Below are 15,886 nucleotides of genomic sequence, written 5' to 3'. Positions count from 1 at the left end.
GGCAAAACCTCAACGCGCCCCGACGCGTCGCTCCCCTCGCCCGCCTGCCCCAGCGGCGCCGGTTGCCGGCATGCAATCCACCGAGACGCTCCGCCATTTCCAGTGTGGCGCCTGCCACAAGTGGTGGTCCATCGGCGACGCCCCGGACCGCCCGCGCTGGTTTTGCCCTTGGTGTGGCCGCGAGAACCGCTTCGTCCCGTTTTCGCCCGTGTGAAAACGGCAAGGGGCCAGCGCCGAGTAAGCCGGCACGGTCCCTCAGGGGTTGGCGCGAGGTGAACTGGACTAGATTCCCGGCTCGTTCAGCCGGGCCTCGACGTTGGCGTAGGCGGTCGCGATGCCAGCGAGCAATTCGGGCGCGGTGATGCCGGTGATTTCCGCCGCAGCGGCCCGGAGCCCCTTGGTTTGAATGAGGTCCTGCAGGCGAACACTCTGCGGGTCGCCGGCATTCGCATACCGAAGCGCGGCACCGATACCCCACAGCAGGTTCTCCACCTTGAACCCGTGGGCATGGCACACAACCAGCGGGCGCACCAACCGGTCCATGGCACCCAGTTTGCGGAGCGGATCGCGGCAAACGCGCGGGAGTTCGTCCTCCAGTGCGGGGTTGGCCAGCCGCGCGAGAATCTTGTCGATGTACCGTTCATGCGCGGCGGGATCGAGGCCGTGCTCCGCGATCAAACCGCGGCCGGATTCCACCATGGCCGCCCGCACGATGGCGCGAATGGGCGCGTCGGCGATGCTCTGGTCCACCGTGCGATGATGCCGGAGCCAGCCGAGGTAAGCCGCGACCGCATGACCCGTATTCAGCGTGAACAGCTTGCGCTCAACGAAGACGATGAGGTTGTCCGCCAGGTTCATGCCGGTGATCTGCGGTGCGTCGCCCCGGAACGAACCCGCCTCCACATTCCACTCGAAAAAGTCCTCCACCACGACATCGGTCGGGTTCGCGCTCTTCACCGGCGGCACGATCCGGTCGACCGAGCAGTCGGGGAACCCGACGTAGATTTCGGCGTAGGCTGCATCCTCGGGTGACAGGTGCTTCAGCACCTCCTGTTTCAAGAACGTGCTCGCGCGCACGCCGTTTTCACAGGCAATCACGTTCAGCGGCTCCTTGACCCCTTGCGCGCGCCGGCGAGCGATGCCGCGCGCGATGACGGGAGCAATGCGCGGCAGCACGGCCAAGCCAACCGCCGTCGTCACGAGTTGCGCGGTGACCATCTCGTCGAGGAGGGCCTCCGCGGCGGTGTTCACCGCGCCGATGTTACAGACCTTCTCGTCCATGTTCTGCCTTCTTTTCGGATGCCACCTGGGGCTCGAGCACATGCACGGTGTAGCACCGGTCGCGGTTAAGCCGATCGACCATCTCCTGGTTGATGTCGGCGAAGATCACGCGATATCCCGCGTGCTCCAGCACCAGGCCGATGAAGCCCCGGCCGATGTTGCCGGCGCCAAACTGGATTGCCTTATTCATCACGAATTCGGTTTGCCGGGCGCAAGTACGGGTGCCGCGACCGGGGCCGCCGGGGAAGGCTCGTCCGCCGCCCCCCTGTAGCCGTGCGCCTTCGCCCGCCAGCTCAGCGCGAACAAGGCGGTGCCGAGCGTCACGATGATCATCAGGCCGCCGAAGGCGGCATCCCAACCGCGGGCCTGCACCAATCGGCCGAGGCCCCACCCGGAAAGGATCGTGCTCGCATACGAGAAGATACTCGTGAAGCCGATGGCGGTGCCCGCGAGGCGCTTCGTCGCCAGGTTCACGACAATGGCGCCGACGAGCGCCTGCGGTCCGTACAGGAAGAAGCCGGTGAGGCAGATCAGCGCCACGCTGACGCCGATCGAGGAAAGCGGCAGCCGCCAGAAGAGCAGCACCGACACGCCCGCGAGGGCCAGCGAGATCACGGACAACCGGGCGCCCCGGCCGCCGAAGCAACGATCGGTCAGCCAACCGCTGGCCAGCATGCCCACCACGCCGGAAATCTCGAAGGCCGCGACAATCCAACCGGCATCGGCCAGCCGGATTCCCTTCATCTCGGTCAGGAAGGTCGGGCCCCAATCCAGGATGGCGTACCGGATGGTGTAGACGCAGAAACTCGCGAGCCCGAGAAACCAGATGTGCCGATTCCCGAACACCCGCCGCAGATCCGTCGCGCTGAATCCCTCTTGGGCGCGGGGGCCCTCCTCGGTACCCGCCAGCTCGGGCAAACCGAGGGACGGCGGCGTGTCGCGCAGACGCCAGAGCAGGAAGAGGGCGCAGAGAATTGCCAGCGCGGCCGGAATGACGAAGCAGAGCCGCCAATGGTAGCTCGCAAGGTAGCCGCACAGGACAACGACGATGCCCGCGCCAATCGAGTGGGACGTGTTCCACACGGAGAAGGCGGTGGCGAGCTGCCGCGGCGGGAACCAGTGCCCCATCAGCCGGGCGCACGGCGGGAACCCCATGCCCTGCACCCAGCCGTTGAGCATCCAAAGCAGCCCCAGCGTCAGCACGGCCGAGCTAAAACCGAACCACAGGTTGACACCGGCCGAGAGCAACAGGCCGGCCGCCATGAACGTGCGCGCGTTCGCGCGGTCGCCGAGGAACCCGTTGGCAAATTTCGACACCCCGTAGAGCAGCCCGTGCAGCGTGAGGAACAAGCCGAGGTCCGCCTTTCCAATCCCGAGATCACCCGCCATCGCGGGCATGGCGGCGCTCAGGTTCTTTCGCACCAGGTAGAAGCTCGCGTAGCCGATCAGCGAGGTGATGAGAATCCGCCGCTGCCAATACCGATACTGGGCGCCGATCTCCCGTGGATCAGTGGAGACCGGTGCGACCACGGGAGCGGGGGCGAAGATCTGCAGCAGGCGCCACCGCGCGCCGGAACGAGGCGGCAGCGCCGAACCGCCGGCAGGGGATGGTGTATTGGGGTCCGACATACAGAGGGCAGATCGCCCGCCCACTTGTCGGGACCGGGCGGCACCTCCAGCAATCGAAAGAAAACCCAGCCCAGCCCCGCCGGACTGGTGCCAAAACTTTCCCCGACAGATCGGCGTGACGCCCCGGCCGCGCCAGCATTCCCCGGGGCGGCGGCGTCACCGCGACCTCCACGGGGCTGTCTCATTTTGGCCGCAGCGCCACCGGCCGAAACTGGTGGTTCTTTCCGTTGCCCGGCCGCCGCGCGGCGTTCGATACCCGTGACACGCGAGGCGCCATCGCGTCCGCGCAACCCCAACTCCACTCCGTATGCAACGCTCCCTCCTTCGAGCCGGCTTCCTGAGCGCGTCCTGTCTGGCGCTCGCGCTTGGTTCCGCCTCCGCCCAAGTCGCCCCGGCGCCCTCCGGCCCGGCCGCCGCCAAGACTGATCCCAACGAGGTCATCACCCTCTCGGTGTTTGAAGTCTCGACCAACAAGGACCTGGGCTACCAGTCGGCCAATGCGGCGGAGGTCACGCGCATGAACACGCCGATCGAGAACATCCCGATGAACCTGACGATCTTCAACAGTCAGTTCATGGAGGACATTCTCGCGACGGACACCTCGGACCTCCTCGCCTTCGAGGCGTCCGCCCAGCGCACGACCGAGAACGACGGCTTCCTGGCGCGCGGTTCCGCCAGTGTCGGCGCGAACTTCCTCAATGGCTTCGCCCAGGCCACCGGCAACGGCTCGCAGCCGCTCGCCAACATCGACCGCGTCGAGGTGATCCGCGGCCCGGCGGCGGTCCTGTACGGTGCCGGCGGTTACGGCGGCACCATCAACCGCATCACCAAGCAGCCCCAGCCCAAACCGTTCTATCGCGCCCGCACCATTCTCCGCGACAAGAGTTCCATCCGCATCGAAGGCGACGCGAACTTCGGTTACCTGCCGTTCGGCAAGAAACGGTTCCTCTTCCGACTGAACGGCGTGCACGAGCGCGGCTACACCTGGTTTGGCCAGAGCAAGAAGGAGGACTCCTTCGCTCCGTCCTTCACCTGGCAGATCGCGCCCCAGACCAAGCTCGTGCTCGAGTATCTCTACAACTGGCGCGAAACCCAGGGTTCCTGGGAGACGCCGATCCATAACGGCGATCTCAAAGGCATCACCACCGGCGACGGCACGTACCACATTCTGCCGCGCAAGATCAACTGGGTGGAGCCCGAGGACTACCGCCGCCAATACCGCAACGTCGGCTCCTACAACTTCCAGCACGCGTTCAGCCGCGATCTCCAGTTCCGCTCCCAGTTCCAGTTCGAGGGCAAGGAGCAGAAGCTCTATGAGCACCAGGCGGCCTCGTCCGGCCTCACGATCCTCAAGGACACCGCCCTCATGCCCCGCCTGTTCCGCGACCAGCCGCGCCGCACCTACGGCTACAACTCCCGCCACGAACTCGTGTGGCAGAAATCGACCGGCCCGCTGCATCACCGCATGCTCTTCGGCTTCGGTACCGTCGAGGTATACGACTACAACACCTCGTACCTGGCGGTGCGCGCCCACGGCGGCATCACCAACCCTTCCCGCCTGTATGGCGACGGTCGCCTCAGCACCGCCAACGCCGGCAATCCCTACAACTATTTTCCCAATCTCACGTACCAGCAGTTTCTCGCGGATCCGACCCTCGCGGGCTTCAACATCAACAATTACATGCCGATCAACCTTTTTGATCGCGCAGCGGAAGGCCCGACCTGGGTCGGACCGCACCGCCCCTACAACTACCTCGACGCCTGCACGAAAACGGTGACGGCCAACCAAGACTACTACTTCAACGACGTCTTCTCGTTCGCCAAGGATCGACTGTGGATCATGGCCGGTCTGCGCCATTCGGAGGTCGAGCGCCGCACCATCGCGTTCGCGAGCGGCAGCTATCCGAACAAGGTCCTGCGTTCGAGCGCGCCGACCGTCTCCCAGAACACCAGCGCCACCACCAACAGCACCGGCGCCGTGTGGCATCTCAACCGCAGCCACACCCTCTCGCTCTACGCCAACCTCAACACCTCGTTCAACCCCGAGTTCCGCTCCCAGCCCGACGGCTCCCGCCTCGATCCCGAAGAGGGCAAACAGAAGGAAATCGGCCTGCGCTTCAGTTTCCTCGATGGCCGCCTGACGGGCTTGTTCACCTATTTTGACATCCTGCAGGACAATGTCACCAAGGCCGATCCCGACCCCGATCGCACCGGGTATTACATCCAGGTGAGCGGGCAGCGGAGCACGGGCTTTGAACTCAGCTGGAACGCCCGCATCACGGACCAGTGGCTCGTCTTCGGCGGCGTCGCCGACACGGACGCCCGCAACGACATCACGGGCGAGGCGAAGGACCTGCAGCCGCAGTACCGCTTCACGATGTTCAACCGCTACAACTTCGAACGCGGCTGGCTCAAGGGGCTCAACGTCAGCCTCGGCACCATCTACACCGGCGAACGTCCTGTGAATCCCGCGAACTCCCGCAACGAACCGGACTGGAGCCCGGTGCCAGAGTGGTGGCGCGTGGACGCGACCGTGGGCTACAAGTGGAAGCCGAAGCGCAGCAAGTATAGCTACGATGCCTCATTCAAGGTCAGCAACCTGTTCGACAACCGCGAAATCTACTATGTCGCCGAACGCCACCGCTACACGATCGATCCCGGTCTGGACTGGCAGGTCGTCATGGGCGTTCGATTCTAGCAACACCAGACGACGGGCCGGCCTGCCCGGCCCGTCGTCTCTCTTCCTTCATGAAAACTCTTATCGCCAGCGCGCTCATCGCCCTGCTCGGCACCACCGCCTACGGCAATGCCTCGGAACAACAGCTGCGGGCCCGGCTCACCGGCCTGTACGCCGAGCACGGTATCCGCTCGATTCCGATCCACCGCGGCGGCGGCATGCACCAGCCGGAGAACACCATCGAATCGTTTGAGTACACGTGGGCCCGCCAGATGGTGCCCGAGTGCGACGTCCGCACCACCAAGGACGACGTGATTGTGGTCATCCACGACGACACGGTCGCCCGCACCGCGCCAGGCGCGCCGGATGACATTCGACGGAAGCGGATCAGCGACCTAACGCTGGCCGAACTGAAGACCGTCGACGTCGGAGCCTTTCGCGGCCGGCCCGGCCAGCGCATCCCAACGCTCAACGAAGTCTTCGCCGTGATGGCCCGCGACCCGCGGAAGTTCCTTTACCTCGACTACAAAGATATCGACCTCGACCGCCTCGCCGCGATGGTGCGCGAACACGGCGTCGACCGGCAGGTGATCTTCACCACCAACCGGCACGACCTGATCAAGGCCTGGCGCCAGCGCGTCCCGGAGTCGCAGACCATGATCTGGATGGGCGGCACCCAGTCGGAAATCGCCGCCCAATTGGACCGGCTGCGGGCCGCGGACTATGCCGGCATCTACATCGTGCATCTTCACCTGCGACCGACGGAGAAGGCCGGGCGCTATAACATGAGCCGCGACTTCATGCTCTCCACGCAGCGGGAACTAGATGCCCTCGGCATCGTGCTCCAGATCCAGCCCTGGAACATCGAAGACCCTGCGATCTACGAACAGCTCTTCGCGATGGGGATTCGCAACGTTGGGACGGATTTTCCGGACATGCTGCTCGCGATCCTCCCCCGTTTCGGACGGCGCTGAATGCCGTATTTCCATTCGGCCCTCGTCTGCCGTCCGGCTGCCGGACGGCAGCTCGGCCGAGCCGTGATGCCAGCCATCTGCACGGCGATCCTGCAATTTGCTTACGCGTCACCTGCTTCGGGCAGAGAACTCCAATATTGTCACCAACGCACCCGGCCGATGCTGCCACTTTTTCCCATTGCGCACGCTGCCGCCCGCCGGGGACGTTACCACCCGCCATCCGTTGGATGAGTCCCGGCCCGTCTGGCGCCCGCGCGGCGTCCGACCCCACCGAGCAGGGGCTGACCACGGCACGCCGGTCTCGTCGATGCCTGCCCCGAATCCCTGCCTAACCCCTCCCCGTCCGCACCCCATGGCCTTTTCTCCCCGCCCCGCCGCCTCCCGGTTCCGCGCGCACCTGCAGAGCACCGGACGTTTCCTCAGCGGCATGGTGATGCCCAACATCGGCGCGTTCATGGCATGGGGCCTGATCACCGCGTGTTTCGTCCCGTCCGGTTGGCTGCCCAACGAGCATCTCGCCCAATTGGTGCGGCCGATGATCATGTTTCTGCTGCCGCTGCTCGTCGGCTACACCGGTGGGCAGATGGTACACGGGACGCGCGGCGGAGTCATTGGCGCGATTGCCACCTTTGGCGCGATCGTCGGCGCTGACACGCCGATGCTGCTCGGCGCGATGATCTGCGGCCCGGCCGCGGCCTGGCTCCTCCGATGCACCGATCGCTGGACGACCGCGCGCGTCAGTCCGGGATTCGAAATGCTGGTGAACAACTTCTCCGTCGGGCTGATCGGTGGCGGATCCGCGCTGCTGGCCTGGAGTGCCGCCGGTCCACTGGTCGACAACATCAGCACCCTTCTCGCCCACGGCGTCGCCGTGGTCGTCGAGCACCATCTGCTGCCGCTGACGCACGTTGTCATCGAACCCGCCAAGGTCCTTTTCCTGAACAACGCGATCAATCACGGAATTCTCGGGCCGGTGGCCATGACGGAAGCGGGCGTCCACGGCACCTCGGTGTTGTTCATGCTCGAGTCGAACCCCGGGCCTGGTCTGGGCATGCTCCTCGCCTATTGCTGGCTTGGCCGCGGCACCGTGCGCCAATCGGCGCACGCCGCGGCGGTCATCCACTTCCTCGGGGGTATCCACGAGATCTACTTTCCGCACCTGCTGATCGCACCGCGGCTGCTGATCGCCACCATCGGCGGCGGCATGGCCGGCACGCTCACCTTCGTCGCACTCGGCGCCGGGCTGGTCGCAGCCCCCTCGCCCGGCAGCATTTTCGCCTATCTTGCCATGGCGCCGAAACACGGCCTCGGCGCGGTGCTGGCCGGCGTCGCCGTCTCCACCGCGGTATCCTTCAGCATCGCCGCCATCCTGCTGCGGTTCACCGGCCGGCAATCCGACGCCGGGGCGTTGGCCGCGGCGCAGGTCCACGCCCGCGCACTCAAGACGCCCCCGGCCCGCGCCCCCCGGCCGGCAGTCTCCCCCGCCGTGGTCCCCACGGGAGTCGTGTTCGCGTGCGATGCCGGACTCGGCTCAAGCGCCATGGGCGCCTCCCTCCTCCGCAAACGCTTCCGCGCCGCCGGCATCACCCTGCCCGTCACCAACTGCGCCATCAGCGAGTTGCCAGCAGACGCCCGGCTCGTGGTTACCCAGCAAAGCCTCACCCCCCGCGCCCGGCAGAAACTGCCTGATGCGGAGCATGTGTCCCTTGACGATTTCCTGAAGACGGCGGTGTACGACGAACTCGTGCGACGCTTCGCCCCGAAGTCCTAACGCGCCGTGCCTTTCGCCAGCAGCATCCCCCTGCGTCAGCGCCTCATTCTCGACCAGCTCCTGGCCGCGCCCGGGCGCCTCACGGCGCGCGAGATCGCGCGCGCGGTGGGGACCAGCGTGCGCACGATCCGCCGGGACCTGCCACAGATCGAGCAGCTCCTCCGCGCCTACCAGATTCCACTCCATCGCAAGGCGGGCACCGGGCTGTGCCTCGGAGGCGCACCCGAGCATCAGGCCCAGCTGCGGCAGGAGCTTCCCACCTCCCGGGTGGGGCAGGTTCGCCCGGTCGATCGCCAGGCCTGGCTCACCTGCCAGCTGCTCGCCAGCTCTGGCCCGCTGAAGCTGCACGCCCTGGCCATCGACCTGGACGTGACCATCACCACGATCACCGCAGACCTCGACGTCCTTGATCCCTGGTTTCGCACGCGACGCCTCACCCTGCAGCGCAAACGCGGCCACGGGGTCAGCCTCCAGGGCACGGAAAACGACCGGCGCCACGCGATCGTCGAGGTGTTCTTTGTGCAGTTCGACGAGGCCGCACTCCTGTCGCTTTGCCGCGACGCCGCGCGACCCGTGCCGCCGGCCGGTGATGCCCTGCTGCACCCGGCCTGGCAGTTGCTTACGCCTGGCCACTTGCCCACCGCCGCCCGGCTGATTGACACCTGCGAAGCCGCGGGCCACTTCGCGCTCGAGCCCGCCGCCCGGCTGGAGTTTGCGCTCCATCTCGCGGTCTTTCTCGAACGCACCGGAGCCCGCCGCTATTGCGAACGCCTCCCGGGCGCCGATGCCCAGACCGCGACCCTTGTCGAGGTGTTGCGCCCGCATGTCATGGGGCTCGTCTCGTTCGCCCCGCCTGAGGCCGAACTGGAACGGCTGGCCCGGTTCCTCCAGGGCCTCGGCGCCCCGCCGGTCGACGAGAAGCTGCCTTTGCTGGCGCAACAGTTTCTCCTCGAATGCGAGAGCCGGCTCTGCGTGCCCGTGGGCGCGGATCCCGCCTTGCTCGACGGTCTACTCTCGCATCTTCATCGCACCCAACATCGGCTCCGCCACCACCTTGAGATTCGAAATCCACTGCTGGACCAGGTGCGCCAGAACTATCCGGACGTCTTCGCCGTCGCCCGCGCCGCCGCGGACGCAACTTTTGTCGCCCCAGTTCTGCCAGACCCGGAAATCGGCTATCTGGTCATGCACCTCGGCTCCGCCTTGCAGCGACGCCGGCAGCGCCGCTGGCGGGCGGCGGTGGTCTGCCCGTCCGGCATCGGCACTTCCCGACTCCTCTCCTCGCGCCTCCGCATCGAGCTGCCCGAGATCGACGTCATCGCGGTCCGCCCCGCCCACGAGGCGGCGGCCATCGATCCGGCCGGTTGCGACCTGATTCTCTCCACCGTCGTCCTCGACCTTCCGCATCGACGGCACGTCGTCGTCAGCCCGATCCTGCCGGAAAATGATGTCCGGAAGATCCGCGCCACCCTCGCGGAACTCGGATCGCCACCGCAGACCGTCGCCTGCGCCGGCGGGGAAGCGCTCGCGCGGCTGAGCGACAGTCATCGCCGCGCGAGCTTCACCCTGGACCTGCTGCATCGTTGGCGCGTCTGCCGGTTCACGCCCGGCTCGGCTTCCCTGACCGACGCGCTCGCCGACTTGATGGCCCCCCTGCTCGCGGATGGCACGCTCGCCAAGGGCGAGACGCACTTGGACCAGCTCGCGCACCGCCTCGGCCAGACTCCGCTCGTGCTCCCCGGCAGCCAGCTGGTGTTTCTACACGTTCGCGACCACGGGATCACGCGGCCTTCGCTTACCCTCCACGTCCCTGAACGGCCGATCGCCACGGCCGACGGCACGACCATCCGGCAATGCCTGCTGATGCTCGCGCCTCAGGATCTTGAACCCGCCCAGACCGCCATTCTCAGCCAGCTCAGCTCACTTTTCGTCGAGCCGGCCACGGTCGCCATTCTCGCCAGCGGTGATGAAGCGGCTGCGCGGGACTACTTCGCGCGCACGCTCGATCAGTCCCCGCAAAACTAGTCCTCCGCGCCATGCCCCCTCCTTTACCGATTCTCTCCGCCGACAAGATCGTCGTCGGTGCCCGCCCCGCCAGCCGAGAAGCCGCGATCCAGGCCGTCGGCAACCTGCTCGTGTCGGCGGGCCACGTCAGCAGCGCCTATGTATCGGCCATGCTTGCGCGCGAACAGCTGGCGACGACCTACCTGGGCAACGGCGTCGCCATTCCCCATGGCACCCGCGAGGCGCTCGCGTTCGTGCACGCTCCCGGGCTGGCCATCCTCCAGGTCCCGGGCGGCGTCGATTTCGGCGGCGGGCATACCGCCCGCCTGGTCATCGGTCTGGCGGCTCGGGATGACAGCCACCTCGACCTGCTAACGGCGATCGCCGAGGTCTGCAGCGACGACACCCAGCTGCAGCGGCTGCTGTCCGCGCGCCAATCCGCCGAGATCCTGGCTCAGCTCGAGTCGAGTCTGCCCGCATGAAACCCATGTCATGGCCCTGCGCACGCGGCGCGGGACCAGCGCCCCAACGCGTTCTGCCCATTGCCCGCATACCAGAAGGCCGCCCGTGCTAAGCGAGCATCACAACAGGGTGCCACAAACGACGACGCGCCTGACCGGCCAGCCGACCTCGGGCGGGGTCGCGATCGGCCGCGCCGTCCACCTGTGGCCGACTCCGCCCGCGCCTCCGCCCCCCCCCGTCCCGGTGCGCGCCGTGGACGAGTCAGCCCGGCTCAAGACGGCCGCTGCCGCGACGGCTGCGGTCGTGCGCGAGCTCAGGGAGCAGACGCGCGCGCGGCTCGGCGAGGCGAAGGCGGAGATCTTCGACGTCCAGCTCGCCTTGCTCGCCGATCCCGAGTTTCTCGACCGCGTGCACGAGCTGATCCGCACCCGCGCGATCGCGGCGAGCGCGGCACTGCGCGAGGTCACGCAAGCGTTCACGGAGGAGCTCAGCGCCACGGAGGACGAGCGGTTCGCGGCCCGCGCCGCCGATCTCCGCGACCTGGCCGAGCGCCTCGAGACCGCGCTGGCCTGCGACGCGACCCCTGCCCCCGAGGAGTTCGACGGCGACGTCATTATCGTCGCGCCAGAGCTCACCCCGTCGCAGACCGCGCAGCTCGACCTGGCGCACGTGCGCGGGTTCATCACCGAATTGGGCAGCGCCCATTCGCACGCCGCGATTCTGGCCCGTGGCCTCGGGTTGCCAGCGGTCATGCGGGTGCCGCAGGCAACGACGATCATTCCCCGCGACACCACGCTTTGCCTCGACGGCACCACGGGCGAAATCCTGCTCTCGCCCTCGCTGGAGCAGATCAGCGCGTGCCGGAAGCAACTAGCGCACCAAAGCAAGGCGCGTATCGGCTGCGCCCGCCATCCGCACCGCCCGAGCCAAACCGCCGACGGCCGACCATTGCCGCTGGGCGCGAACGTCGGCCGATTGGAGGACATTACCGGAGCCATGGCACGGGGCGCGGAGCACATCGGGCTATTCCGGAGCGAGCTGTCATATCTCGGGCGCAACTGTCCACCCGGCGAGGAGGAGCTCAGCACGTTGTACGGCGCGATGCTGGCGCGGGCCGCGCCCCATGCAGTGACAATTCGGACGCTCGATCTCGGCGGCGACAAGCAGGTCGAAGCACTCACCCCGGTCCACGAAGCCAATCCTTTCCTCGGTGTGCGCGGAGTACGCCTGTGCCTGCAGCAGGAGGTCGTCTTTCGCGCGCAGCTGCGCGCCCTGTGGCGCGCGAGCGTCCGCGGCCGGCTGAAGATCATGCTACCGATGGTCACCGTCGTCGCTGAAGTCCGCACCGTGCGCAAGTGGCTCGCCGAGGAGCGGGCCGGACTGGTCTCCCGCGGCGAGCCCGTTGCTCGCGATCTGCCGCTTGGCATCATGATAGAAACCCCCGCCGCCGCCCTGACCGCCGATGCGCTCGCGCGCGAAGTCGATTTCTTCAGCATCGGGACCAACGATCTCACCCAGTACACGATGGCGGCCGATCGCCTCAACGGGCAGCTGGCGCACCTCCAGGCCGCGCACCATCCCGCCGTGCTCCAGCTGATCCAGCGCGCGGTCGAGGCGGCGCATCGCCACGGCAAGCGCGTCAGCGTCTGCGGCGAGATGGGCTCGCACGCCCTGGGCCTGCCCGTGCTCGACGGCCTCGGCGTCGACGAGATCAGCATGCCACCGGACCTGATTCCCGAGGCGCGGGCGCGACTGGCGCGGCTCGACCACGCGGCCAACGTGCGTCTCGCGCGGGAGTGCGTTGGGCTCGGAAGCGCCGAGCAGGTCGCCGCCGCCGTCGCCGCCACCTCCGCCTGAACGCCATGCCGACCCAAGTGCAGACCGTCCACAATCTGACCGGGCTTCATGCCCGGCCAGCACGCCGCTTCGCGGAAACCGCGGCCCTTTTTACGAGCACGATTCGGGTGCGGAAGGGCAGCAAGGCGGTGAACGGGAAAAGCGTACTGGGACTCCTCACGCTCGGCGCGAGGCACCTCGATACCGTCACCATTGAGGCCGAGGGGCCCGATGCGGCGGAGGCGGTGGCCAGCCTGGGACGGCTCCTCCAGCAACAGCACGCTGAATGATGCCGTTTTCGCCCGTGCGAAAACGGCATGGGTCGGGGCCAGGTACGGCTTAGCGCGCGGGCACGAAGGTGTGACAATGCCTCCGCGCACGGTCCGCCGCGCATCTGGCGGCGCCGGGCTCCCCGGAGTATCCGGACATTATCCGGGCGAGTATCCGGACATTATTCTGAGTATCCGGACATTATCCCGCTAGCCGTTGCGTCTCGGCGCTTTATAATTGCAGCCCTCGTTACCCCCGGGTCCTTCGGTGGGGCGATTGGGACTTGATTGGAGCGGACGCGATGGCGCCGCGCCGGCTCACCGGCTGGCGGCCGCGAGGAGGGCTTCAGTGTTGGCGAGAACGGTGGGCGCGAGGTTCGGGCTGTGCGCCGGGATCGCGACTTCGACCGCGAGCGCGCGCAGATCGCGCACCGCAGCCAGCCATGAGCTCACGTTGGCCTCCGCCATGTTGCCCAGCCGCGGGCCACCGATCAGCGCGCAGCCGCCATACAGGAGCTTCCGGGCGGGAAAATAGATGAGCACCTTGTCGGGCGCCTGCGTGGGACCGGGGTAGATCACCCGGACCTGCTCGCCGCCGAACATCAGCGTCAGCCCGTCGGCCGCGCGGAACACATGATCGGGCGCATGGTACCGCTGTTCCGCGAGCGCCCGGTAGCACCGCGAGGTCTCGCCGCCGATGAGCCGCAACGTGAGCGCACGCGTCGCCTCGCCGCGTTCCGCGAGCAGCCGCACCGTCAGGTCGGAGCCGTACACCGCGACGCCGGCGGCCAGGAGCGCCTCGTTGCCGCCGAGATTGTCGTAATGATAGCCGTTGTTGATCGCGACGACGCGGCGCTCTCCCCAGCGCGCCCGTGCCCAGCGCAGCAGCTCACGCGTCGCGTCCGCGGTGCACGGGGTCCCGGCGAGCACCAGCGTGCCATCCGCCATCTCGACGAGCGCGGAGTTGCAGAGCCCGGGGAATCGGTGCGCGACGACGAACGCGCCGTCGCCGATTTCGCGGAGCACGAGGTCGTCCGACAGCTTGATCTCGGCCCGCGGGCTCGGCGCCACCGGGCCGCGACCGACGGCCGCCGAATCCGCCAGCCCCGGAGCGGTCGCGGCGGCACCAGGCACCGGAATCATGAGCAGCAGCAGCAGCACCGAACGCATCGCGAGAGCCTCGCGCCCCAACCCTGCCGGCACGAGCCTGAAAAGGGCAGTCTCGGCCGCGGCGCGCGGTCGGCTCGCCTGCACGGAAGCACCGAAGCGCGATCCACGAGACGCTCGTGGGCTTCGGCTCGTTCGACCCCCGCGCCGCCCCTCAATCTGCCCGCATCGGCCACAACTGCATCCGGCCCGCGTATCAAGGACTCGGCTACGGCCGGCTCCAGCTACAGGAAATTCTCCTCCGCCTCGTGGAGAGAAAGGTCGCGGAGATCCACGTTTCCACGCTCGCCCTGCCCTTCTTCGCGCCGGCACAACGCATGTATTCGTCGGGCGGCTTTCGCTTGGTCCAGCGCACGCCTTGGGCGCGCGACCCGAGCGTCGAGATGCTCCATTTCCTCCGCGCGGCTTAGCGCGGCGGTCGGCGGCGCGAAGCCCAAGCTAAGAGTCACGGGACGCGCAGCGGCCGAGCAGACCGTCGGGGCATGAGAGGTGGCTACCGTCGCTCGAGCGATGACAGGTCGGACTTCGCGATCCTGGCGGCCACTCCCACACTTCGGCCCGCCAGATTGGCCACGCTGTAACGAACCGACGTTCCCAGAACCTGAGCGCTCTCCGACAGCGACAAGCCATAGTCCTTTTGCAGCCACTGGATGATGCCGTCGGTCGCCTGCCGCAGGGCGTCGTCGAGTGAGCCCGCCTGCCCCAGCACCATGAGCTCCGTCGGCGACTCCACGCGCGGCGTTTGAATCGACTTCCCCTTGATCACCTCGACCCGGAATTCGACGTCCATGGACGTTTCCAGCGCCCATTGCGTCGTCTCGCCGTCCCCCTGCAGGGCGTGCGCATCCCCCAAGTAGAGCAGGGCGCCCGGCTGCTGCACCGGCAAGTAGACGGTGTTGCCCTCCACAACCCCGTTGAAATCCATATTGCCGCCGGTGCGTCCGGTGTCGCCGCTCGAAAGCGGTGCGGCGCCGAATCCCGGTGCCAGCGCCAGGCCGCCGAGCATGGGGCGCACCGGCACGCCGAAGCCCTGCAACCCCGGCGCATCTACCGCGGCCGGCGTCGCGAGCCCCGACGCACGATCGAGTTTCCACCGCACGCGCTTGCCCAGCCCTGCGGCCCGGGAGGCCAGCGCAGGGGTTCGGATGCGTCCGACAAGGTCGTCGAGGCTGTCGGCAAAATCCCGGTTCAACCGGACGCGGACCAGCGTCACCGCCAGCGTGTCGCCCGGCTGCGCGGTCATGACGAAGAAGGGCCCCGTCTGGGGATTGCCGTAGAGGGAACGGGTGCGCCCATGCTCGTCGAGGCCTCCCGAATCGATCGTCTTCGTGGCAACGGTGTCGCCCGGCCACACCGTCAACACGGGCGCCCGATGCGGGCTGAATTCGTTGCTGAAGTCCTCCGGCAGATATTCGTGGCGCTGGGGGAGGGAATCCGCCCGCGCCGGCAATTTCCGGGCGGTGAAGGCATGGCGGACCTGTCTTCCGGCGTCGTTGGGATCCGGTAACTGCGCGGTGCCCGCGATGCGTTCGCCGTCGACCGTGCCGGTGAAGACGAAGGTGGCTTCGCCTTTCCTGGCCGTGAATTCGATCGCCTGCGCCGCGGTGCCGCCGCGCAGCGGGTCGCCATCGAGATCGCCCACGAAACGCCCGTCCAGGGTGGCCGGCTGCAGATTCAACGTCTGGTAGCGCGGATTTCCCCAGAGGTCGACCGCCACGAGCCAGGTTGAACCATCGGCCGCCGCCGCCAGCGAAGCCACCGATATCAAAACAAGGAAGGAGAAGAGGCGCGTGATCATGTGCTCCATCATCAACCG

General features: G+C 67.5%; 14 protein-coding genes. 9 read left to right on the top strand and 5 right to left on the bottom strand.

Translation table 11 applies throughout. The features are described from left to right. Positions 1-70 precede the first annotated feature (70 nt). Complete coding sequence (locus DB354_RS22420; RefSeq protein WP_158277633.1) at positions 71-214, top strand: hypothetical protein; 144 nt, start codon at positions 71-73, stop codon at positions 212-214. A 68-nt stretch (positions 215-282) separates the two neighbouring features. Here DB354_RS22420 and DB354_RS20285 read toward each other — a convergent pair whose 3' ends face one another. Genes DB354_RS20285 through DB354_RS20280 form a run of 3 tightly spaced genes read right to left on the bottom strand, consistent with a single transcriptional unit; the run spans position 283 to position 2,910 of the window. Further along, positions 283-1,218: a mannitol-1-phosphate 5-dehydrogenase gene (locus DB354_RS20285; protein ID WP_343205597.1), complete on the bottom strand. Its 936-nt coding sequence runs from the start codon at positions 1,216-1,218 to the stop codon at positions 283-285. Positions 1,219-1,261: 43 nt separating this feature from the next. Further along, complete coding sequence (locus DB354_RS22850) at positions 1,262-1,471, bottom strand: hypothetical protein (protein WP_199226895.1); 210 nt, start codon at positions 1,469-1,471, stop codon at positions 1,262-1,264. Next, positions 1,471-2,910, bottom strand: coding sequence for an MFS transporter (locus DB354_RS20280; RefSeq protein WP_107837465.1), 1,440 nt, complete (start codon positions 2,908-2,910; stop codon positions 1,471-1,473). Before DB354_RS20280 ends, DB354_RS22850 begins: the two co-directional genes overlap by 1 nt. A 307-nt stretch (positions 2,911-3,217) precedes the next feature. On the opposite strand from DB354_RS20280, the gene DB354_RS20275 reads away from it, so the two are divergent. The 7 genes from DB354_RS20275 to DB354_RS20245 all read left to right on the top strand — a co-directional run bounded on the left by DB354_RS20275 (position 3,218) and on the right by DB354_RS20245 (position 12,924). Next, a complete protein-coding gene (locus DB354_RS20275) occupies positions 3,218-5,608 on the top strand; it encodes a TonB-dependent receptor plug domain-containing protein (protein WP_107837464.1) in 2,391 nt (796 codons plus the stop codon). A gap of 50 nt (positions 5,609-5,658) precedes the next feature. Next, positions 5,659-6,561, top strand: coding sequence for a glycerophosphodiester phosphodiesterase family protein (locus DB354_RS20270; RefSeq protein WP_107837463.1), 903 nt, complete (start codon positions 5,659-5,661; stop codon positions 6,559-6,561). Positions 6,562-6,913: 352 nt separating this feature from the next. After that, on the top strand, positions 6,914-8,332 hold the full coding sequence (locus DB354_RS20265; RefSeq protein ID WP_107837462.1) for a PTS mannitol transporter subunit IICB: 1,419 nt from the start codon (positions 6,914-6,916) through the stop codon (positions 8,330-8,332). A 6-nt stretch (positions 8,333-8,338) separates the two neighbouring features. Continuing rightward, positions 8,339-10,357, top strand: a complete 2,019-nt coding sequence (locus tag DB354_RS20260; RefSeq protein WP_107837461.1) for a PRD domain-containing protein — start codon at positions 8,339-8,341, stop codon at positions 10,355-10,357. An 11-nt stretch (positions 10,358-10,368) separates the two neighbouring features. Further along, positions 10,369-10,818, top strand: a complete 450-nt coding sequence (locus tag DB354_RS20255; RefSeq protein WP_107837460.1) for a PTS sugar transporter subunit IIA — start codon at positions 10,369-10,371, stop codon at positions 10,816-10,818. A 10-nt stretch (positions 10,819-10,828) separates the two neighbouring features. Beyond that, positions 10,829-12,655 carry a phosphoenolpyruvate--protein phosphotransferase gene (gene ptsP / locus DB354_RS20250; RefSeq protein WP_107837459.1) on the top strand — a complete coding sequence of 609 codons (1,827 nt, stop codon included), beginning with the start codon at positions 10,829-10,831 and terminating at the stop codon, positions 12,653-12,655. Between the two features lie 5 nt (positions 12,656-12,660). Next, on the top strand, positions 12,661-12,924 hold the full coding sequence (locus DB354_RS20245) for an HPr family phosphocarrier protein (RefSeq protein WP_107837458.1): 264 nt from the start codon (positions 12,661-12,663) through the stop codon (positions 12,922-12,924). A 297-nt stretch (positions 12,925-13,221) separates the two neighbouring features. Here DB354_RS20245 and DB354_RS20240 read toward each other — a convergent pair whose 3' ends face one another. Then, positions 13,222-14,073 (bottom strand): MBL fold metallo-hydrolase, encoded by an 852-nt coding sequence (locus DB354_RS20240; RefSeq protein ID WP_146180344.1) that lies wholly within the window; start codon positions 14,071-14,073, stop codon positions 13,222-13,224. Positions 14,074-14,189: 116 nt separating this feature from the next. Between DB354_RS20240 and DB354_RS20235 the strand changes: the two genes are divergently transcribed. Next, on the top strand, positions 14,190-14,480 hold the full coding sequence (locus DB354_RS20235; protein ID WP_158277631.1) for a hypothetical protein: 291 nt from the start codon (positions 14,190-14,192) through the stop codon (positions 14,478-14,480). Positions 14,481-14,563: 83 nt separating this feature from the next. Here the strand turns inward: DB354_RS20235 and DB354_RS20230 are convergent, their stop codons facing one another. Further along, positions 14,564-15,868 carry an acetamidase/formamidase family protein gene (locus DB354_RS20230; RefSeq protein WP_107837772.1) on the bottom strand — a complete coding sequence of 435 codons (1,305 nt, stop codon included), beginning with the start codon at positions 15,866-15,868 and terminating at the stop codon, positions 14,564-14,566. Between the last annotated feature and the right edge of the window lie 18 nt (positions 15,869-15,886).

It is taken from the genome of Opitutus sp. ER46 (assembly GCF_003054705.1).
Lineage (GTDB): Bacteria > Verrucomicrobiota > Verrucomicrobiia > Opitutales > Opitutaceae > ER46.
Note: the sequence above shows the minus strand (reverse complement) of the source record. Positions and strands in the feature narration are given on the sequence as shown.

What these genes read in the sequence shown, in the direction of transcription:
- DB354_RS20255 (WP_107837460.1), top strand. Translation starts at nt 10,369, where the DNA reads ATGCCCCCTCCTTTACCGATTCTCTCCGCCGACAAGATCGTCGTCGGT.
- DB354_RS20275 (WP_107837464.1), top strand. Translation starts at nt 3,218, where the DNA reads ATGCAACGCTCCCTCCTTCGAGCCGGCTTCCTGAGCGCGTCCTGTCTG.
- DB354_RS20265 (WP_107837462.1), top strand. Translation starts at nt 6,914, where the DNA reads ATGGCCTTTTCTCCCCGCCCCGCCGCCTCCCGGTTCCGCGCGCACCTG.
- ptsP (WP_107837459.1), top strand. Translation starts at nt 10,829, where the DNA reads ATGGCCCTGCGCACGCGGCGCGGGACCAGCGCCCCAACGCGTTCTGCC.
- DB354_RS20270 (WP_107837463.1), top strand. Translation starts at nt 5,659, where the DNA reads ATGAAAACTCTTATCGCCAGCGCGCTCATCGCCCTGCTCGGCACCACC.
- DB354_RS20285 (WP_343205597.1), bottom strand. Translation starts at nt 1,218, where the DNA reads ATGGTCACCGCGCAACTCGTGACGACGGCGGTTGGCTTGGCCGTGCTG.
- DB354_RS22420 (WP_158277633.1), top strand. Translation starts at nt 71, where the DNA reads ATGCAATCCACCGAGACGCTCCGCCATTTCCAGTGTGGCGCCTGCCAC.
- DB354_RS20230 (WP_107837772.1), bottom strand. Translation starts at nt 15,868, where the DNA reads ATGATCACGCGCCTCTTCTCCTTCCTTGTTTTGATATCGGTGGCTTCG.
- DB354_RS20240 (WP_146180344.1), bottom strand. Translation starts at nt 14,073, where the DNA reads ATGCGTTCGGTGCTGCTGCTGCTGCTCATGATTCCGGTGCCTGGTGCC.
- DB354_RS22850 (WP_199226895.1), bottom strand. Translation starts at nt 1,471, where the DNA reads ATGAATAAGGCAATCCAGTTTGGCGCCGGCAACATCGGCCGGGGCTTC.
- DB354_RS20245 (WP_107837458.1), top strand. Translation starts at nt 12,661, where the DNA reads ATGCCGACCCAAGTGCAGACCGTCCACAATCTGACCGGGCTTCATGCC.
- DB354_RS20280 (WP_107837465.1), bottom strand. Translation starts at nt 2,910, where the DNA reads ATGTCGGACCCCAATACACCATCCCCTGCCGGCGGTTCGGCGCTGCCG.